Genomic DNA, 19,581 nt, shown 5'->3' with positions numbered 1-19,581 from the left:
GTGCGGTCGGCTCAGGCGACGGTAGCCAGTTCGCGTGCGTAGTACACGCGACCGGACACATCGCTCATCGTCCAGGGCGACGTGGCGGGGACGTTGGTGACGTGCATCGCGCCGCCCGCGCCCCGGACCCGTACCTGGATGAAGCCCGTTGTGCGCCGTTCTTTCATCAGCAAGAACAGCAGACTCAGAAAGCAGATCAGAAAGAACCCGACGAGCGCCAGCACCAGGCCCGTCTGCGACATCTGTTCGGAGGACACGGACATGTCGGTGACCTCCCACTGCGAACCCGCGAGCGGGAACGTGCCCGACGGCGTGATCACGTGGTGCTGGGTGCACGTGATGTCACCGATGACCACGAGCGGCGGCTCGGGTAATGCCGCGGCACCCGCGTCGAAGAACGGCCCGGGCGGCGCGTAACCCATGCCGGGGCCCGGGAATTGGGCGGGAGCGGGCACGAAGCCGGGACTGGAGTCGTAGGCGTTCGGCTGATGCGGCAACGGACGGGTGCCGTCATTGCCATTCCCCGGGTACGTCATCCCGCAATGGTGGCATACGCGAGTGTGTTTCGGGTCAGGTGGCGTTGCGCTCGTCTCCGAAGGCCTCGAGCACCTCGTCGACGGTCTCGTCGTCGCCGACGAACTGCTCCGGATGGGCGCCCTCGGACATCAGATGCCGCCAGTTGAGCGGATCGAATTCCACCGGCGCGTGGCGCGCGATGAAGTCGATGACGATCCGGCAGAACCGTTCGGGGTCGTCGTGGAACGGGAAATGTCCTGAGCCGGAGAAGGTCTCGAACTCCGAGTGTGGGATCGCCGAGTGCGCCAGTTCGCCGTGGTGATGGGGGATCACGATGTCCCGGTCGCCCCACACGAGCAGGACCGGCAGGCGCTCGGTGAGGTAGCAGCGGTCGAGCATCGTGACGGACTGGCCGCGCCAGTCGACGACGGCGCGCAGAGTACGGAGGAAGGCGGCCGACGCGGTGGGGTCGGCAAGCCCACCGAGGACCCGCATGAGGTCCTCGTGGTCGGCCAGTAGATGTTCGGGCGTGGCCGAGGACGGGAACAGGGGCGGCATCGGCGCGGCGACGATCGCTTTCGCGAGCGTCGTGAGACCAGGGATCACGCCGGGGACGCGGAGTACCGACAGCACCTGCGGGACGACGGGCAGCGAGAACAACCGCAGGGCGGGGTTGACGTCGCGGGTGACCCCGCCGGCCGCGACCAGCACCAGGCGCTCGACGAAGCGCGGGAACTGATAGCAGAACTGCATTGCGACGCCGCCGCCCAGGGAGTGGCCGACGACCGTCACCTTGCTGATCCCCAGGACGACGAGGAGGTCGCGCATGCCGTTGGCGAAGGCCGGCACCGAGTAGTCGGCGCGTGGCTTGTCCGATTCCCCGTGGCCGAGCAGGTCGGGTGCGATGACGGTGTAGTGCTGCGCGAGGATCGGGATGACCTCGTCCCACGTCGACGAGTTGTCACCGATGCCGTGGATGAGCAGCAGCGCCGGACCGCTGCCGGCGATCCGGTAGGCGCGCCGGTAGCCGTGGATGGTGTGGTACTCGATGCGGACGTCGGTGTCGGAGACCGGACGCAGCGTCGGACCGGACGTCGTGGTCGGGGACGGATCCCGGTGCTTGGTGGGCACTGTCTCTCCCCTCGGTGTCGCTCGGGCGGTGTCGGTCGCGTCCTCGCGACGGAGCGGTGGATGGCAATGGGCGTTGTCCCGCTAGGCGTCGAGTAAACCGCATCACCGGTCGTCGTGCGCGGCGGGTGCCGGGTGCCGGCTGCGACCTGGGTTGCCGGGATCTGAATGGTTGCCGACGCTTTGCCACGTCGCGACGGTCACCGGGCCCCGGCGGGTCGCTGCGCCACTAGTGTTGGATTCGATGAACCCCTTCGACATCGAGTCCTTCGTGGCCACCGGTGGCCTCATCGGACTCTGCGTGCTGATCTTCGTGGAGACCGGCATCCTGGTCGGGTTCATCTTTCCCGGCGACTCGGTGCTCTTCACCGCCGGCGTGTTCGCCGCGCAACCCGATCCCTTCGCACCGCTGTGGCTGTTGTGCCTGGCTGTGCCGCTGGCGGCGATCATCGGCGACCAGTGCGGCTACTTCATCGGCCGCCGTGTGGGGCGCGGGGTGGTCGAGGGCAAACTGATGCGCACCATCGGACCCGAGTATCTGGCCAGGACGAACCACTACTTCGACCGCTTCGGGCCGCTCACCGTGTTCTTCGGCCGGTTCATCGGGATCGTCCGCACCCTGACCCCGCTGGTCGCCGGCTTCAGCGGCATGCCACATCGGACGTTCACCCTCTTCAGCGTGCTCGGCAGTTTCACCTGGGCGGCCGGGATCATCCTGCTCGGCTACTTCCTCGGCAACATCCCGGTCATCCGCGACAACATCGAGATCTTCATCATCGCCTCCGTGTGCACGATCGTCATACCGACATTCATCCACTTCGGTCGGCGCTGGCGGATCGCGCGGCGCGATCGGCGCGCCGAGACGCCCTGAGGCGAACCGCCGGTCCCTGAGGAGCGCACGGAGCTTGCGGAGGGCGTGACCAACCCCCGGTCCCTGAGGAGCGCCCGGAGCTTGCGGAGGGCGTGACCAACCGCCGCTCCCTGAGGAGCGCCCGGAGCTTGCGGAGGGCGCGTCACGAAGGGTCTGCCCCGCGTCTCACCAGGTCCCTTCCGCCGCCCGGGATCAGGGGTCGGTCAGCGGAGGAACGGCTCCTCCCGTTGTCCGGGGCCACCCGAGAAATCGTCGGCGATGGTCGCCGCGAGTTCGACGAACGATCGCTTCGTCGGCTTCGACATCAGTTCGAGGTCGACGTCCGCGCCTTCGGCGAGGTGGTCGTCGAACGGGATCTTGTGCACGGCGCGGCACCGCGTGAGGAAGTGTTGACCCAGCTGGTCGGTGTCGATGGTCGACGACCCGGGTCGCGACGAACTCAGGACGACCACGGCGCGCGAGACGAGGTGCCCGAAACCGTGCGCCTCCAGCCAGTCCAGGGTCGCGCCGGCGCTGCGGGCGCCGTCGAGAGCCGGGGAACTGACGAGGATGATCGTGTTCGCGAGGTCGAGGACCCCGTTCATCGCCGAGTGGCTCAGACCGGTGCCGCAGTCGGTGATGATGATGTTGTAGAAGCGCTGCAGCACGGTGATGACGCCGCGGTACTCCTCCTCGTTGAACGCCTCGGCCATCGCCGGATCTCGTTCGGAGGCAAGGACTTCGAGGCGACTCGGGGCCTGCGACGTGTGGGCCCGGACGTCTGAGTAGCGGTAGACGTTCTCATCGGCGAGCAGGTCGCGGACGGTCGACCGGGTCTGCTGCGGAATGCGCTGTGCGAGCGTACCGAGGTCGGGATTGGCGTCGACGGCGATGACGCGGTCGCCCCGCAGGGAGGCGAACGTCGAGCCGAGGCCGACGGTGGTCGTCGTCTTGCCGACTCCGCCCTTCAGCGACAGCACGGCGATCCGATAGTCGCCCCGGACCGGCCGGTTCACCCGTTCGAGCAGCTGCTGATATTCGATGTCGCCCTGCGACTCACCGGGATTGATCGCGCCGGCAGACAGCGTGTGCACCGCACGACGCCAGCCGCGACTCGGCGCGCGACGGGCCTTCCGGATGAGTGCCACCTCGTCGAGCGAGGGGCCTCCCGACGGCGGCCCGTATCCGTGCTGCATCGGCTGCCCGGGAAAGGCGGGCGCGGGACCGGGGCCCATCGGAGCGGGACCAGCGTACGGCGGAGGTTGATGGCCGGCGACTGGAGTCGGTGGCATCCCCGGCTGGGCGGACCACGCGGGAGCGGACTGGGGAGCCGGCGGGGCGGGCGGCACGATCTGCGACGCGGCGGGGTGCGGCGGCATTCCGGATGACGGTGACGGGCCGGTGACGTGCCCGGGTCCGAGGTTGTCGGGTCCGAAGTGGTCCGGCCCCGGGACGGGAGGAGCCTGCGGCGGCCACGGGGGAGCGACCGGGCTCTCGGTTGATGAGATCTCGGGACGCGGCTCCGGCGGAACGGGCCCGCCGTGAGGATGCGGATCGGCGGGCGCGGGCCCCGGGCGGCCGGCGGCGCCGGGATGGTCGGCGGACGGACGAACGGCGGCGGGATGGTCGGGCGGTGGCGCCGACCGGCTTTCGAAGTCCGGCCGCGGGGGCATCGTCTCGCGGGCCGGTGATGCGCTGTCCGGACGTGCGGACGGTCCCCGGGGTGCGGGCGGCGCGGGCGCTGCTGCCGGCGGCTGTTGTGGAGCGGCGGTCGGCGGGGCGAACTGCAGCCAGGGCGGCGGCGCCGGGGCGTCGGCATCAGGGGTGCCGGGCCCGGTTCCGTCCGGTCTCGTCGGGTTCTCGTACGTCATCGGGGAATCCTCTGGTCAAGCGGCCGGGCGCCGATCGCGTTGCGGCGAGTTCGGCGAGGCGTGCAGCGATCCACCCCGTTTTGTCGATCGACCCCGGCTGCGTCCTGCGGCAGTCTACCCAAGGTCCTCGACCTGGTCCGGACGACGTCCACAGAGCCGTCTCGAGGACACGCGTTCGGCATAGTGCATCTCTGGTGTGGTGAGGCCGAACCGAGTATGGCACTATGCAGGCACTCAACACATGTGCGCAGCGGGGTGCGCGGTTCTTCACGGATCCGTATGTGGGAGGTCTGGTTCCGTCGAACGAAAATTCGATGGAACCGGAAGGGGCCCCGGCTGCGTCATATTCGGCGTGAAGGGGGTGCAGCTTTCCATGACCTACTCCGACGATCCTCGGGATCTCGTCGACGGTGATCCCGACGACCCGTGGGCGGTGTTGCACGAGTTCGTGACCGCGCGGTCACGGTCGGGCGGGCTCGGCGTCCGGACCACCGCGCAAGGTCTTCCGGTGGCAGTTCGTATCGAGGCGTCCGAACTCGACAAGGATCCGGCTCTGCTCGCCGGGGACATCCTCCGACTCTGTCAGCAGGCGGCGATGTCCGCCGGTATCCGGCTCCGCGAGAACCTGCTCGCCGCCGGCATCGACCGGGACCTCGTGCAGGAGATGCAGTTGCCCCGCCCGGACGATCTCGCACGAGCCGAGTGGCGCGACGACGAGGAAGCCGACGCGCCCGCGTCGTGGTTGCAGCGATGACCTGGGGAATGGACGAACTCGAGGCGCGCGCGCAACGGCAGCTCGACGGCCTGCACGGGTTTGAGGAGAAGCTACGCGCGATCTCGGTCCGGGAGACGTCGTCCGACGGGCTGGTCACCGCCGAGGTGGACGGCAAGGGCGCACTCATCGACCTCGAATTCGCCTACGGCGCCAACGAACTCGGTGCGAGCCGGCTGGCCGACCAGGTCGTGACGACCGCCGCGCTGGCCGCACAGAAGGTCTACGCCCGGATCGCCGCGGTGACCGAGGAGTTCAACGAGTCGTTCGGCGACATGCTGGCCGCTCGTCCGGCCGAATGACGGACCCGGCCGACATGACACCGATCCATCAGACTGACACCCACGAGGGGGTTCGAGAATGACGAACGTCAAGGTGACGCCGGAGGTGCTCGAGGGCTTCGCCGCCACGAACGCCGCGATGGCGACCGCCGTCGGCACCGCCGGGTCGATCGACGCCGCGGCCAACACAGCGGCGATGGTCCCCGTCTTCGGGCTCATCGGGCAGGAGTTCCTCGCCGCCTTCATCGCTGCGCAGGCCAGTCACCTCATGTCCGTGGGGCAACTCGCGGCCGTGCATGCCGCCACCGCGGCATCGACTGCGGCGGGTCTCGCCGAGTTCGAGGGCACCGACGCCGCCAGCGCCGCAGCCATCCGTTCGGTGCTGTGACGGTTCCACCGCTACCGGGCATCCCGGATGTGCCTGCCCTGAATCACATGACGGTGCAGGAGATGATCGAGGCGACCCCGCTCGGCCCGATCCTCGACCGCACGGTCGCCGACGTCCTGGGCGGACTGGGTCTGCCTCCGCTGCCGGTGCTGCCCCCGTTGCCGCCGATGCCGGGACTGCCACCGCTGCAGCCACCGAACCTGGACATGTTCATCAAACCGATGACCGATCTGCTGGGTGGTTTCGGCACCGGTGATCTCTCGGGTGGCGGATTCGACCCGACCGTCATCTTCGAGAGCCTCACCAAGGTGCTCGAGACGTCGATGACGATGGGGCAGAGCGCACTCAAACTCGCCGACCAGCTGTGGGCAGGGCAGGGCGCGGTGAGCGCCGGCGCCAAGACCGCCGAGGCGGGGGCGAACAGTTCGGCTCTGGCCACGCAGGGGTCGGGGATCTCGTTGGATACCAAGACGGCGGCCGCGATCGTGGCAAAGGGCTTGGCAGTGGTGCAGGGGATCATCGCGGCGACGGTCGCGAAGATCACCGGCTTCGCGGTACCGATGATGATGACACCGGCGGTCGGCGCAGGCTTCGCAGCTGCGGCCGGGTTCGCCTCCGTCGGACTGTCGCAGGCGACCGCCGCGGTCGCGGTGACCCGGGCCGAACTACTCGGCCCGACGACGGCTATGGCCGTAAACGGTGCCCCGGTCGCCGTCACCGGTGCACCCACCGCGGGCGCGGGACAATCGCCGTTCACGCTGGCCAGCTCGATCCTCGACGTCGTGTCGCCGGCGATGTCGACGGCCACCGAACTGCCCACCTCGCTGATGCAACCGATCAGCAAGATGCTGAACGTCGAACACGGTTCACCTGCCGTCGTCCCGGCTGCGCTGTCGCCGAAGTCGAAGGGCGCGGGCGGCGGTGGTGGTGGCGGGGGAGGCGGCGGTGGCGGTGGCATCGGAGGCGTGGGCGGAATAGCGACGCCGCTGGGCGCTTCTCGACCGACCGTCCCGACGAACTTCAACCTCGGCGAACCCGCCCTCGGTGCATCGACGACCGCCAGGTCCGTGACGGCGCCCGCCGCTATGCCGATGGGTGGCGCACCGATGGGCGGTGCCCCGATGGGTGCCGCCGGTGCGCGCGGCGCGGGCGCCGCGGACGACCAGCATTCGGTACCCGACTATCTCGTCACCGAGGACAACGGCCGTCGCGTGGTCGGTGAGTCGCCTGAGGTCGCTCCAGCCGTCATCGGTCATGAGGAAGCCGCCGAAGCCGATCCCAGCCCGGACATCGAACTGCGACTGGGCGTGCCCGGTCCGAAACGAAACGAGGAAGTATGAGCAACTCGCAACTCCGCGTCGAACCCGCCGAACTGATCTCGGCGGCAAGCGACCTCGACCGGATCGCCGACCGCCTGGAACACGCGCTCACCGCCGCCGGTCGGGCGTTGCCCGTGGCCGCGCAGGGTCGCGATGAGGTCTCGACCGCAGCTGCCGAGAGTTTCACGACGGTAGCCGAGAAGTTCGAAACGGACACGGCGACGGGAGTTCTGGAGATGCGGAAGATCGCCTCCGTACTCCGCGCGCAGGCCGCCGGCTTCATCGAGGGTGATGCCGAGGCGTCGGACGCCTTCCGCGTGGCGTTGTAGGAGAGCGCGAACCCCCTGCATAGCAACATCATTCCGCTCGCACATCCACAACCCGCCGGCATCGAAGGGAGGCGCTCGTGATCGGCTTCACCGGAGTCAACTGGGACACCCGTCCGACCGAACAGCTCGCCGCCGACCTCGGCGCCGGTCCCGGGCCCGCGCCGCTGGCGGAAGCGGGCCTGGCCTGGGCCGCTCTTGCCGCGGAGGTCGGGGAAGCCGGTGTCGAATACGCCGCCGTGCTGGCACGCCTGGGGGCGCATTGGCAGTCCGCCCACACCAGTGCGGCTTTCGAGAAGCTGACCCGGCTGGCCCCGTGGTTCGCCGAAGTCGCGACCGAGGCGGCCGAGAATGCCACACGCGCCGAAGCCCAGGCCGCGGCGATCACGGTCGCGCGGTTGAACATGCCCGACCTCGCCGAGGTCGACGTCGTCGAGAAACTGCACGAGATCGCAACCACCGCCACCGCGGTCGCACCGATCATCGCCGGTGCGGCCGCCCAGGCCGAGCGTGCGGTCGCGCACCAGCGAATGCGGGCTGCCCGTGTGATGCAGACGTACGAGAATGCCACCGAACCTGTTGCCGCGCCGTGGGAATCGGCGAAACCCGCACCGGGGCTCGTGTCCGGTGACGCGCTCGCCGCCGAGCGGGCGGCGGCGGCCCGCGCGGCCGCGCCACCTCCGACCCCGGCGCCGGCCGCGCCTCTGGGTGCGGCGATGCCCGCGGGCATCGGGGGAGTGTTCCTGCCGCCGCCCGAGAAGCTGAAGTACGCACCGACGATCGTCGCGAGCGGACCATCGCAGGTCGCCGCCACGACGTCCGGCGGCGCTCCGGGGGCGTCGGCCCCCGTGACCGGCCCCGGCGTACCGCCGCCGGTGGCCCCGGGTGTCGCCACGGCGGACCGCGGTTCGGTCGTCCGCACCGTCGGCGCCGACGCCGCCGAACTGGACTCGTCCGACCCTCCGCCCTCGGTGGCGACCGAATCCACGGAACAGACGACCTGGGCCGAGCTGGCCACGTCGGATCGTCCTGCTGCGCATTATGTCTCGGCGCCAGACGGGCACGGAATGCCCGACGTCGATCCGCGCTACCTATCGGAGACGCTGATGCTCGGCAACCCGGGTGAACGCCGATGATGCCGATCGTGCACGACGCCGGGATGACGTTCGATGCCGCAGTCCTGTGCCGGCTCGGCGAACGTTTCGGAGTCCAGACCTGGCCGGTCGTCCTCGACCTCGGGAACGTTGCCGCGGAGTCCGACACCGGGAATGACTCCGCCAACGTCACCCAAGCCGACCCCGACGCGGTGATCGCGGCGCTCGAACTCGTCGAGCACGGTGAGCCCACACCGTGGGCGTCGACGGTGCTACGGGTGCTGGCGCAACCGCAGCGCGAGATCGAGATCCGCTCCTACACTGACGACGCGGTTCGCCGAATCTGTGTGGCGCGCAACGGCCACGACCACGTACTCGTGACGCGGACGGGCCGTCGCGTCGACGTCACGGTCGTCGATGTCGCCGACGTCGAGGCCCTCGCCGCGGTGGTGCGGGCTCAGTTCGACGCTCTCGAATCCGCCGCGGAGCCGGCTGAATTCACGGCCTTCTCGGCTCCGTCCGACGAGGTCGTCGACCGGCTCGGCCGTTGTCGGGCCGGCACCGAGACGACCGACGCCCTGCACGCGCTCGGCGCCGCACCGGCCGATGCCGTCGTCGTCTCGGCAGGGTTCGCGTCGTGCCGGACCCGCACCGAGGTCGTCGCCTCGATGAACGAGGACGGACGATTCGCTCAATCTTCTGGAGCTGTCGCGATTTTCGACACCGAACGGGGTCGAATCGTGTCCAGTCCCAGCAAGTCCCCGGACGGTCGGGTGTGGACCACCTTCTCGCCGGGAACGGGTCATCGAATCGCACAGGCGGTCAGCCTGTTGATAGAGACCCTGCCCGACGGGAAATGGATGCCATGATCCGCATCGGGGGATTCCGCGGAACAGACCGCCGCGGGAATCAACTGTCAGGGGTATCTGTGTCACGGATACCAACGGGGGCATCGCCAAACGGTGCCGTTACACAGGAGGAGCACTCATGCTGAACTTGCCCGGAGCAGGCGGCGGCGCCGGCGTCACCGTGAACGTCGCGGACGGACAGGCCACCGCAGCCAAGGTCGGCAGTCTCGTCGAGGACATGAAGGCCGTCATCAACCAGATCGCCCAGCACGCCGGAAACGCCACACCCACGTGGCAGGGCTCGGCCGGTGTCGCGTTCGACGGCACGCACACCGACTGGAACAAGGCCGCGCTGACCATGAACCAGCTGCTGGAGCAGATCAAGACCCAGCTCACCAACGGCTTCGCCGGTTACGAGGACCAGGACGCGGCTGCCGCGCGCGGACTCAACACCAGCGTCTGACACCGGTCCGCATCCCGAACCTCACGTTCTGCGAAAGGAACCCACCATGAACGGCTCGATCAATTACGACTTCGCCGCTCTCGGCGATCTCAGCGGCGGCCTCCGGGCTGCCTTCACCCGGCTCGAGGACCTGAACTCGCAGCTCAAGGCGCAGGTCGCCGCCCTCGACGGGAACTGGAACTCCCAGCAGGCCAAGGCTGCCTACGTCGACGCGCAGGGCGCCTTCGATCGGATCTTCACCCAGTCCCGTGACTCGCTGACCGCGCTGGAGCAGGGTGTGAGCAACGCCAGCCGTGTCATGCAGGACACCGACGCAGCGATCGGAACGGGTTTCCGCGGTCTCGTCTGACCGCCGACCGACTCGTAGCCCGACGTCAGGACGGGGACCCACGGCCGTGCGCCGGGGGTCCCCGTTCGCGTTCGGGCGCGCCGTCTGCCAACGCCCGCGGGAGTCCCGCTTCGTGCGATAGCGTCGACGTCTACAGACCTCGCGGCACCCGTGCCCCGAGGGCGCAGATCTCGACGAGGAGGTAAGCGGTGGCATCTGCCAAGACCGTCGGAGGTGGTCGGGAGCAGTTCACCCGGAACTCCGGCTTCATCTTCGCCGCAATCGGTTCCGCAGTGGGCCTCGGCAACATCTGGCGCTTCCCGGGCGTCGCGTACGAGAGCGGCGGTGGTGCGTTCCTCATCCCGTATCTGGTCGCCCTGCTGACCGCGGGCATTCCCGTGCTGTTCCTCGACTACGCGGTCGGGCACCGCTTCCGCGGCACCGCACCACTGTCGTTCCGACGCATCAAGAAGCCGGTCGAGGCGCTGGGCTGGTTCCAGACCGGTCTGCTGTTCGTCATCGGCGTCTACTACGCGGCGGTCATCGCCTGGGCCGCCAGCTACTTCGTCTTCTCGTTCAACCAGAGCTGGGGCGACGACCCGGCTACCTTCTTCACCCAGGACTACCTCCAGGTCGGTGATCCGGGTGTGTCGACGACCATCGTCGGCGGCGTCGCACTGCCCCTGGTCATCGTGTGGCTCGCGGTGCTGGCCGTCCTGGCCCTCGGTGTCGCCAACGGCATCGAGAAGGTCAACATCATCTTCATCCCGCTTCTGTTCGTCGGGTTCGCGGGTCTGGTCATCCGGGCGATCACCCTGCCCGGTGCCGCTGACGGACTCAACGCCCTCTTCACCCCGCAATGGGCCGCGCTGAAGGACCTCGATGTCTGGATCGCGGCCTACAGCCAGATCTTTTTCTCGCTGTCGATCGCGTTCGGCATCATGATCGCGTATGCCTCGTTCCAGCGACGCCGGGCCAACATGACCAGCTCGGGTCTGGTCGTCGCGTTCGCCAACTCCTCGTTCGAGATCCTCGCCGGCATCGGCGTGTTCTCGGCGCTCGGCTTCCTGGCCTACCAGCAGCAGGTGGCCGTCTCGGATCTCGAGGGTCTGACCGGTCCGATCCTGTCCTTCGTCACGTTCCCGGCCGTCATCTCGGAGATGCCGGGCGCCGCGTTCTTCGGGGCGCTGTTCTTCGGCTCGCTCGTGATCGCGGGCTTCACCTCGCTCATCTCGCTGATGATCGGTGTGTCCGGTGCGCTCCAGGACAAGTGGGGCATCAGCCGCACCAAGGCGGCGGTCGGCGTCTCCGGCATCTGTGGTCTGATCTCGATCGCCCTGTTCTCCACGACCTCGGGCCTGATCGCCCTCGACACGGTGGACATGTTCGCCAACAACGTCGGCGTCGTCGCGTCGGCGATCATGATGACGGTCATCCTCATCTGGGTGCTCCGCCGCGGAGACATGCTGCGCCAGCACCTGAACGCCGTCTCGACGTTCAAGGTCGGCAAGATCTGGCTGGCGCTCGTCGGGGTCGTGGCGCCGATCTTCCTCACGATCATGCTGGTGCAGAAGGTGTGGTCGGTCATCGACGAGGGATACGAGGGATACCCGACGTGGTACCTCGGCGTCTTCGGCTGGGGCACGATCGCGCTGGTCGTCGTGGCTGCGGTGCTGCTCACCCTGCCGTCCTGGAAAGGCCGGGATCAACCGGACTTCCTACCGTGGCCACCGCTGGCCGACACCGGCCGCACCTCCGGCCCGTCCACGAAGGAGACCGTCCGATGAGCGGTATCGCCATCGTCATGCTCATCGTGTCGATCACCATCGTGTGGGGTGGGCTCGTCGCGAGCATCGTGTTCCTCCGCCGTCGGCCCGAGGTGGAGGACTTGGCAGAGGATCCGGACCTGGTCCGGGAGGACGCCGACCGCGCGGCCCGGCCCCACCCTTCGCGCGACACCTGAGGCTCGGAGCACCTGCCCCTCGGAACCGCCCGCTCGTTCGGTTAGCCTGGGTCGAACGCATTCGCGCCTGCATCGACGGGCGCCCGACGCGAACGACAAGGGGATCAAGTGACGACTGCTCAGGACGAGCTGAAGGCCGACAGCCGCAACGGAATCGACTACAAGGTGGCCGACCTGTCCCTCGCGGACTTCGGCCGCAAGGAGATCGAGCTCGCCGAGCACGAGATGCCCGGACTCATGGCGCTTCGACGCGAATACGCGGACGTGCTGCCGCTCAAGGGAGCTCGTATCTCCGGCTCGCTGCACATGACCGTGCAGACCGCGGTCCTCATCGAGACCCTCACCGCGCTCGGCGCCGAGGTGCGATGGGCGTCGTGCAACATCTTCTCCACCCAGGATCACGCGGCCGCGGCGATCGTCGTCGGGCCCAACGGCACGCCGGACGAGCCGAAGGGTGTGCCGGTCTTCGCCTGGAAGGGCGAGACCCTGGAGGAGTACTGGTGGGCGGCCGAGGAGATGCTGACCTGGCCCGGTGAACCGGCGAACATGATCCTCGACGACGGCGGGGACGCCACCATGCTGGTGCTCCGCGGTGCCGAGTTCGAGAAGGCCGGCGTGGTCCCGCCCGCGGAGGACGACCACCCCGCCGAGTACAAGGTGTTCCTCGAACTGCTGCGCAAGCGGTTCGAGACGGACAAGGGCAAGTGGACCGCGATCGCCGAGTCGGTCCAGGGCGTCACCGAGGAGACCACCACCGGTGTGCTGCGGCTGTACCAGTTCGCCGCCGCCGGCGACCTCGCGTTCCCGGCGATCAACGTCAACGACTCGGTCACCAAGTCGAAGTTCGACAACAAGTATGGGACCCGCCACTCGCTGATCGACGGCATCAACCGCGGCACCGATGTCCTCATCGGCGGCAAGAAGGTGCTGATCTGCGGCTACGGCGACGTCGGCAAGGGGTGCGCGGAATCGCTCGCCGGCCAGGGCGCCCGCGTCCAGGTCACCGAGATCGACCCGATCAACGCGCTGCAGGCGCTGATGGACGGCTTCGACGTCGTCACCGTCGAGGACGCGATCGGCAACGCCGACATCGTCATCACCTCGACCGGCAACCTGGGCATCATCACCCTCGAGCACATGCGGGCGATGAAGCACCAGGCGATCCTGGGCAACATCGGCCACTTCGACAACGAGATCGACATGGCCGGCCTCGAGCGGTCGGGTGCCAAGCGCATCACCGTCAAGCCGCAGGTCGACCAGTGGATCTTCGAGAACGGCAAGTCGATCATCGTGCTCTCCGAAGGCCGTCTGCTCAACCTCGGCAACGCGACCGGTCACCCCTCGTTCGTCATGAGCAACAGCTTCTCGAACCAGGTCATCGCGCAGATCGAACTGTGGACGAAGAACGACGAGTACGACAACGAGGTCTACCGCCTGCCCAAGCACCTCGACGAGAAGGTGGCCCGCATCCACGTGGAGGCGCTCGGCGGCAAGCTCACCAAGCTCACCAAGGAGCAGGCCGAGTACATCAACGTCGATGTCGAGGGGCCGTACAAGCCCGAGCACTACCGCTACTGATCGATCGGCAGAGAAAAGGAGCCCCACCTCGGTGGGGCTCCTTTTCTATGACCGGGGGTTCGAAAGCCGGGTTCCCGAAGTCAGGTTCCGATGTCGGGTTCGGCGTCGGGGCAGTAGATCCACGAACCCTCCTCCTTGAGGAAGCGCTCGTTCGACTTCTCCGATGCCGTTCTCTCCGTGCCCTTCTCGAGGTGGGACACGACCTCGGACTGGGCGACGTCGCCGTCGAAGACCGTGTCGAGGAAGCCGTCGAGAACGATGTCTCCGCCGTCGGCAGGGGGTACGCCGGTGATCCGGTCTCGGGACTGGGTGCACACCGCGGCGCGCATGCGCGCGACGTCGCGCTCGTTGCGGGCGGTGATGTAGGCGAGCAACGCCGCCCGGATCTCGGAAAGGGCGGTGTAGTCGGTCGATCCCGGCTCCGACCCGCTCTCACTCGGCGACGGGTCGTCGGAGGCGGAGGTCGGGCCCGACGTCGCGCTGGACGAACCGGCGACCACGGTGTCGTCCGACGACGATCTGGTCACCACCACCGTGAGCACCAGGGCGATCACCGCGACGACCGCGACGCCGCCGAGCGCCCAGGCGACGATCACCCCGGTGTTGCCGCGCGGCGGCGGGCCGGGCGGGCCCCCGAATCCGGGAGCCCCGGCCCCGGGGGGACCATACTGTCCCGGGGCGAACGGGGGACGGCCGTACGGGGCGGGCGGCGGCACCGGCCCCCGGTCGGGCGGAGGGCCGTATCCCCCCGGGCGATGCGGACCGGGCACTGGTTGCCGACCCGGGCCGTACTGCTGACCGGGACCCTGTTGACCGGGGCCCTGCCTGCCGGGACCCGGCGGGCCCGAACCCTGTGGACCCGGGCCCGGCCGGCCGGGGCCCGGCGGACCGTACGGCGGCGGCCCACCACCAGGTGGCGGTGGCTGATAGGTCATGAAATGCCCTTCACAATCGGTGGTCCCAGGCTATCGAAAGGGCGCCGCGAGGTCATCGGACGCGTCATTCGGTCGGTGCTGTCCGGTCGGTACGGAGCTCGTCGGCCAGGCCTGCGACATCCTCGCCGTCGAACAGGTGCCAGGGCGACATCCAGGCGTCCTCGGCGAGTTCGCGGTAGACGGCGTCGACCCGGCGCTGCAGGGCGTCGTCGCGTTCGTAGGCGTCCCGGGCTCGCGCCGCGTCCTGGTCGGCGCGCGATGCCGCACGCTGCATCGCGACCTCCGGTGACACCCCCAGCAGGACATGACGATCGGGGACCGGCATGTCGAATCGGCCGAACTCGAGGTCGACGACCCACCGCACCATCTCACCGCCGGCGCCCTGCTCCAGACGTGCGGCGTTGTAGGCGGCGTTGGACGCGACATAGCGGTCCAGGATCACGATGTCGTGGGCTTCGGTGGCGGCGTGGATGTCCCCGACCGCTCCGGCCCGGTCGAGCGCGAACAGCAGTGCCATCGCGTAGACGCTGTCGCGTAGGTCACCGTGCGAACCGTGGAGCGCTTCGGCCGCGATGTCGGCGGTCGCCGACCGGCCGTAGCGGGGGAAGGTGAACGTCGCGACCCGGAGTCCGACCGCTGACCATCGGTCGATCAGACCGGTGACCAAGGTGTTCTTGCCGGCGCCGTCGAGTCCTTCCACGGCTATCAATTGACCCACGCGGGGGAGTCTAGGTGGTGGAACCAAACGGGTCAGAACGTCCGTCCCGGCGCGTCGATCACCACGGTTTCATCACGGTGATGTCACCATTGACAACATGAAACCCCGCATCCTCGTCGTCGACGACGACGCCGCACTCGCCGAGATGCTGACGATCGTGTTGCGCGGCGAGGGTTTCGAGCCCTTCGTGGTGGGCGACGGCACACAGGCTCTGACCGCGGTCCGGGAGATCCGTCCCGATCTGGTGCTTCTCGACCTCATGCTGCCCGGCATGAACGGCATCGACGTCTGCCGTGTGCTGCGTGCCGATTCGGGTGTGCCCATCGTGATGCTGACGGCGAAGTCCGACACCGTCGATGTGGTGCTGGGCCTGGAATCCGGCGCCGATGACTACATGGTCAAACCGTTCAAGCCGAAGGAGCTGGTCGCCCGGGTGCGTGCGCGCCTGCGCCGGACCGACGAGGAACCGGCCGAGCTGCTGTCGATCGGCCCGGTGGAGATCGATGTGCCCGCGCACAAGGTCACCCGCGACGGCGTGCCGATCTCGCTGACCCCGCTCGAGTTCGACCTGCTGGTCGCGCTCGCGCGCAAGCCCCGTCAGGTGTTCACCCGCGACGTCCTCCTCGAACAGGTGTGGGGATACCGGCATCCGGCGGACACTAGACTCGTCAACGTGCATGTCCAGCGGTTACGCGCGAAGGTCGAAACCGACCCGGAGAATCCCGAGGTCGTCCTGACGGTGAGGGGGGTCGGCTACAAGGCCGGCCCGCCGTGATCGGTCGATCTCGACGACGGGTCAACAGCACTCTCGGACGCTTCACCCGCACCGCCGGCGCTGTCGGACGTGCCTTCGGGCACATCTGGCGGCGCTCGCTGCAGTTGCGGGTCGTGGTGTCCACGCTGGTGCTGTCGGTCGTCGTTCTCCTCATTCTCGGCTTCGTCCTCGTCACCCAGATCACCGACCGGTTGCTCGACGTCAAGCTGGCGGCGGCGACCGAGGAGATCGATCGCGCCCGCATCTCGGTGGAGCGCGATCTGTCGAGCGGCGCGGGCAACATGTCCGTCCAGAACCGTTTGCGTCAGACGCGGTCCCTGCTCACCGACCGGGACGCCGACACCGGGCAGGCGTCGGGTGCCGTCGGTGCCTTCGACACCGTCCTGCTGGTACCGGGCGGCTCCGACAACGGGGTCGCGAGCGGCGTCGGGCCGACGGCCGAGGTGCCGTCGAACCTGCGGGACATGGTCCGCGGCGGGCAGGTGGCCTACCAGTACACCCAGGTCCCCGACGGGACGGGGGGTCGGGCGCCGGCGCTGATCGTCGGCAGTCCCACGAACGCCTCGGTGCCCGGCCTCGAGTTGTACCTGGTGTTCCCGTTGACCGCGGAACAGAACACGCTCGACCTCGTCCGCGGCACGCTGCTGACGGGCAGCATCGTGCTACTCGGTCTGCTGGCCGCGATCGCGTGGCTCGTGTCGCGTCAGGTCGTCATCCCGGTGCGGTCGGCGTCGCGGATCGCGGTGCGGTTCGCCGACGGCCGACTGAAGGAGCGGATGCCGGTCCGCGGTGAGGACGACATGGCCCGGCTCGCGATGTCCTTCAACGACATGGCCGAGAGCCTGTCCAAGCAGATCACCCATCTCGAGGAGTTCGGCGGACTGCAGCGGCAGTTCACCTCCGACGTCAGCCACGAACTGCGCACGCCGCTGACCACCGTGCGGATGGCCTCCGACGTGCTCTACGAGGGCCGCGAGGATCTCGACCCGGTCCGCAAGCGGTCGGTGGAATTGCTGGACAAGGAACTCGACCGCTTCGAGACGTTGCTCAACGAGCTCCTGGAGATCTCGCGTCACGACGCCGGCATGGCCGAACTGGCCGCCGAGCGGATGGACATGGCCATCCCGATCGACGGTGCCCTGGCCACCGTCGGTCACCTCGCCGAGGAGACCGGCACCGAGCTCGTCCTCGATCTCCCGGCCGAACCCGTCCTGGCCGAGATCGATCCGCGTCGCGTCGAACGCATCCTGCGGAACCTGCTCGCCAACGCCATCGATCACGGCGAACGGAAACCGGTGACGCTCACCATGCGTTCGGATGGTGACGCGGTGGCCATCACCGTGCGCGATCAGGGCATCGGACTGCGGCCGGGGGAGGAGAAGCTGGTGTTCAACCGGTTCTGGCGATCCGACCCGTCGCGATTCCGGCGTTCGGGTGGTACCGGCCTCGGCCTGGCCATCAGCATCGAGGACGCCCGCCTGCACCAGGGGCGCCTCGAGGCGTGGGGTGAACCGGGCAAGGGCGCGTGCTTCCGGTTGACGTTGCCGCTCGTGCGCGGGCACAAGGTCCTCGGTTCGCCGCTGCCCCTGAAATCGGTGGGCACCCTGCAGCGCACATCCGCGCCCAGGACGGGTGGGCGCGCCGCGGGCCCGGGAGCGGGTGCCGAATGACGCGGTCATCCCGGTCCGGCCGCGCCGTCCTGGCGCTGGCGCTCGGCATCGCGGCGCTGCTGCTGGTCACCGCGTGCGGGGCGATCCCCAACGACTCGTCTCCCCAGCCGATCAAATCGTTCGAACGGGAGGGCGCGACCAACGCCGTCCCGGTGCCCCAGGCCGACATGGATCCCGAGGCCCTGGTGCGGGCCTTCCTCAAGTCCACCGTCGATCCCGACTCGGCGCATCGCTCGGCGCGCGCCTTCCTGACCTCGGTCGCCTCGCAGCAGTGGGACGACCGCGGCGACGCGCTGATCGTCGACGAGATCAACACCTTCGTCGACCAACGCAACGAGGACTCGGTGCGGATGCGGCTCATCGGCGACAACGTCGGGACCCTCAAGTCCGACGGTCAGCTGCTGCCGGCCTCGGGACGGGTCGAGACCAGCATCAGCCTCACCCGCTCGGGAGACCAGTGGCGCATCGACGGGCCCCTGCCGAACGGCACGATGATCGACCGGGACCAGTTCGACAGCACCTACCGGCCGGTCTCGCTGTACTACAGCGACCGCACCGGGCGCCGGCTCGTCCCCGACCCGCGCTGGCTCTACGCGGGACAGGCGACCGACCCGACCGTGCTGGTGAACCGGTTGATCGCGGGACCCGCGTCGGACCTCGCGGCGGCAGTGGACAGCGGCTTCCCCAACGGAGCCGCACTGCGGGGTCCGGTCGTCGGCCTCGCCGGGGGCGGCGTACGTGTGGATCTCGACGGCATCGGGAGCGCCCCCGCGCGGGATCGCAACCTGCTGGCGGCGCAGATCATCTGGACGCTCGACGGCGCCGACATATCCGGGCCCTACGTCATCGACGCCGACGGCGCGCCGCTGGCCGCCGAACGCGCCTCCGGATGGCAGACCACCGACGTGCGGGCCTTCGATCCGAACTCTGTGCCGACCACCGATGTCGGGCTCAACATCGTCACGGGCGGCGCGTTGCGAGCGGTGACCGACACCGCGACCGTGCCGGTGCAGGGGCCGCTCGGGTCGGCGCGCGATCTGCGGTCGGCGACCATCTCCGACAACGGGGCGCGGGTGGCCGCGGTCCGGAGTCTGTCCGGACCCGAGCGCAGGCTCGAACTGGTGATCGGCGACTACGGCGGCGACGTCGGACCGATCGTCGGCGGGTCGTCGATCACCCGGCCGTCGTTCGGCTCCGACGAGAACACCGTGTGGGTCGTCGTCGACGGCAAACCGATCCAATGGCAACGCGACGACGACGGCACCGCCACCGTGCCCGTCGAGGCTTCGGCGATCCCGACGGTCGCGCGAGGCGCGATCACCGAGATGCAGGTGGCCCCGGACGGTGTGCGCACCGCACTGGTGGTCGGCGGACAGATCGTCTTCGCGGTGCTGTCGACCAACACCGAGGGCCAGGTCTCGCTGACCAGCCCGCGGATCGCGGCCTACAACATCGGCAACCGCGCGGTCTCGGTGGACTGGGCGTCGCCGACGACGCTGATGATCGCGCGCGAGGCACCCGAGTCGCCGGTCGTGCAACTGTCGATCGACGGCACCCCGGCGGTTGGCCTGCTGAGCGGCAACGTGTCACCGCCGGTGCGGGCGGTGGTCGCCAACGCCTCGACGATCTACGTGGGCGATCAGCGCGGTGTGCTGCGACTCGGCAGCAGCAACGGCCAACCCGACCAGTACTGGACCGAGGTCGAGCCGGCGATGATCGAGGGCGCGATCCCGGTCCTGCCCTGAAATCCGAGCCGCT

21 protein-coding genes are annotated in these 19,581 nt (G+C 68.9%); 16 read left to right on the top strand and 5 right to left on the bottom strand.

Annotated elements, in window-relative coordinates; genetic code table 11:
- Positions 1 to 11: 11 nt before the first annotated feature.
- On the bottom strand, positions 12 to 536 hold the full coding sequence (locus AS181_RS12790) for a hypothetical protein (RefSeq protein ID WP_058251960.1): 525 nt from the start codon (positions 534 to 536) through the stop codon (positions 12 to 14).
- Between the two features lie 34 nt (positions 537 to 570).
- A complete protein-coding gene (locus AS181_RS12785) occupies positions 571 to 1,647 on the bottom strand; it encodes an alpha/beta fold hydrolase (RefSeq protein WP_058251959.1) in 1,077 nt (358 codons plus the stop codon).
- A 241-nt stretch (positions 1,648 to 1,888) separates the two neighbouring features.
- Between AS181_RS12785 and AS181_RS12780 the strand changes: the two genes are divergently transcribed.
- Positions 1,889 to 2,515 carry a DedA family protein gene (locus AS181_RS12780; protein WP_058251958.1) on the top strand — a complete coding sequence of 209 codons (627 nt, stop codon included), beginning with the start codon at positions 1,889 to 1,891 and terminating at the stop codon, positions 2,513 to 2,515.
- A gap of 203 nt (positions 2,516 to 2,718) precedes the next feature.
- Here the strand turns inward: AS181_RS12780 and AS181_RS12775 are convergent, their stop codons facing one another.
- Positions 2,719 to 4,365, bottom strand: coding sequence for a MinD/ParA family ATP-binding protein (locus AS181_RS12775; protein WP_058251957.1), 1,647 nt, complete (start codon positions 4,363 to 4,365; stop codon positions 2,719 to 2,721).
- Between the two features lie 373 nt (positions 4,366 to 4,738).
- On the opposite strand from AS181_RS12775, the gene AS181_RS12770 reads away from it, so the two are divergent.
- The 12 genes from AS181_RS12770 (at position 4,739) to ahcY (ending at position 13,725) form a co-directional block, all read left to right on the top strand.
- Complete coding sequence (locus AS181_RS12770; protein WP_058251956.1) at positions 4,739 to 5,119, top strand: hypothetical protein; 381 nt, start codon at positions 4,739 to 4,741, stop codon at positions 5,117 to 5,119.
- 8 nt (positions 5,120 to 5,127) lie between these two features.
- Positions 5,128 to 5,439 carry a YbaB/EbfC family nucleoid-associated protein gene (locus AS181_RS12765; protein ID WP_058252024.1) on the top strand — a complete coding sequence of 104 codons (312 nt, stop codon included), beginning with the start codon at positions 5,128 to 5,130 and terminating at the stop codon, positions 5,437 to 5,439.
- Between the two features lie 58 nt (positions 5,440 to 5,497).
- The gene (locus AS181_RS12760; protein WP_058251955.1) at positions 5,498 to 5,806 is read left to right on the top strand and encodes a type VII secretion target; all 309 of its coding nucleotides are present in this window, start codon (positions 5,498 to 5,500) and stop codon (positions 5,804 to 5,806) included.
- A gap of 47 nt (positions 5,807 to 5,853) precedes the next feature.
- A complete protein-coding gene (locus tag AS181_RS12755) occupies positions 5,854 to 7,146 on the top strand; it encodes a hypothetical protein (RefSeq protein ID WP_231742401.1) in 1,293 nt (430 codons plus the stop codon).
- On the top strand, positions 7,143 to 7,454 hold the full coding sequence (locus AS181_RS12750) for a PE family protein (protein ID WP_058251953.1): 312 nt from the start codon (positions 7,143 to 7,145) through the stop codon (positions 7,452 to 7,454). Before AS181_RS12755 ends, AS181_RS12750 begins: the two co-directional genes overlap by 4 nt.
- 77 nt (positions 7,455 to 7,531) lie before the next feature.
- On the top strand, positions 7,532 to 8,587 hold the full coding sequence (locus tag AS181_RS12745) for a PPE domain-containing protein (protein WP_058251952.1): 1,056 nt from the start codon (positions 7,532 to 7,534) through the stop codon (positions 8,585 to 8,587).
- Entirely contained in the window at positions 8,584 to 9,414 is an 831-nt protein-coding gene (locus AS181_RS12740) for an ESX secretion-associated protein EspG (RefSeq protein ID WP_058251951.1), read from the top strand. The genes AS181_RS12745 and AS181_RS12740 overlap by 4 nt, the downstream gene beginning before the upstream one ends.
- Positions 9,415 to 9,532: 118 nt before the next feature.
- Positions 9,533 to 9,856 carry a WXG100 family type VII secretion target gene (locus AS181_RS12735; protein ID WP_014927790.1) on the top strand — a complete coding sequence of 108 codons (324 nt, stop codon included), beginning with the start codon at positions 9,533 to 9,535 and terminating at the stop codon, positions 9,854 to 9,856.
- A gap of 46 nt (positions 9,857 to 9,902) precedes the next feature.
- Positions 9,903 to 10,205, top strand: a complete 303-nt coding sequence (locus tag AS181_RS12730) for a WXG100 family type VII secretion target (RefSeq protein ID WP_058251950.1) — start codon at positions 9,903 to 9,905, stop codon at positions 10,203 to 10,205.
- Positions 10,206 to 10,393: 188 nt separating this feature from the next.
- Positions 10,394 to 11,971, top strand: a complete 1,578-nt coding sequence (locus AS181_RS12725) for a sodium-dependent transporter (protein ID WP_058251949.1) — start codon at positions 10,394 to 10,396, stop codon at positions 11,969 to 11,971.
- Positions 11,968 to 12,147: a methionine/alanine import family NSS transporter small subunit gene (locus tag AS181_RS12720; RefSeq protein ID WP_058251948.1), complete on the top strand. Its 180-nt coding sequence runs from the start codon at positions 11,968 to 11,970 to the stop codon at positions 12,145 to 12,147. Before AS181_RS12725 ends, AS181_RS12720 begins: the two co-directional genes overlap by 4 nt.
- 108 nt (positions 12,148 to 12,255) lie before the next feature.
- Positions 12,256 to 13,725 carry an adenosylhomocysteinase gene (gene ahcY / locus AS181_RS12715; RefSeq protein ID WP_058251947.1) on the top strand — a complete coding sequence of 490 codons (1,470 nt, stop codon included), beginning with the start codon at positions 12,256 to 12,258 and terminating at the stop codon, positions 13,723 to 13,725.
- 80 nt (positions 13,726 to 13,805) lie between these two features.
- Here the strand turns inward: ahcY and AS181_RS25145 are convergent, their stop codons facing one another.
- Entirely contained in the window at positions 13,806 to 14,441 is a 636-nt protein-coding gene (locus AS181_RS25145) for a hypothetical protein (protein WP_231742398.1), read from the bottom strand.
- Positions 14,442 to 14,724: 283 nt separating this feature from the next.
- A complete protein-coding gene (locus AS181_RS12705) occupies positions 14,725 to 15,378 on the bottom strand; it encodes a dTMP kinase (RefSeq protein ID WP_058251945.1) in 654 nt (217 codons plus the stop codon).
- An 88-nt stretch (positions 15,379 to 15,466) separates the two neighbouring features.
- Between AS181_RS12705 and mtrA the strand changes: the two genes are divergently transcribed.
- From mtrA to lpqB, 3 genes are read left to right on the top strand one after another with little or no spacing between them, the layout of a single operon-like run.
- The gene (gene mtrA, locus AS181_RS12700; protein WP_091344371.1) at positions 15,467 to 16,153 is read left to right on the top strand and encodes an MtrAB system response regulator MtrA; all 687 of its coding nucleotides are present in this window, start codon (positions 15,467 to 15,469) and stop codon (positions 16,151 to 16,153) included.
- Complete coding sequence (gene mtrB / locus AS181_RS12695; RefSeq protein WP_058251944.1) at positions 16,150 to 17,823, top strand: MtrAB system histidine kinase MtrB; 1,674 nt, start codon at positions 16,150 to 16,152, stop codon at positions 17,821 to 17,823. Before mtrA ends, mtrB begins: the two co-directional genes overlap by 4 nt.
- Positions 17,820 to 19,568: an MtrAB system accessory lipoprotein LpqB gene (gene lpqB / locus AS181_RS12690; RefSeq protein ID WP_058251943.1), complete on the top strand. Its 1,749-nt coding sequence runs from the start codon at positions 17,820 to 17,822 to the stop codon at positions 19,566 to 19,568. The genes mtrB and lpqB overlap by 4 nt, the downstream gene beginning before the upstream one ends.
- Positions 19,569 to 19,581 lie beyond the last annotated feature (13 nt).

Source organism: Gordonia sp. SGD-V-85, assembly GCF_001456905.1.
Lineage (GTDB): Bacteria > Actinomycetota > Actinomycetes > Mycobacteriales > Mycobacteriaceae > Gordonia > Gordonia hongkongensis.
The sequence above is the reverse complement of the archived record's forward strand: the minus strand, read 5'-3'. Positions and strand labels throughout refer to the sequence as shown.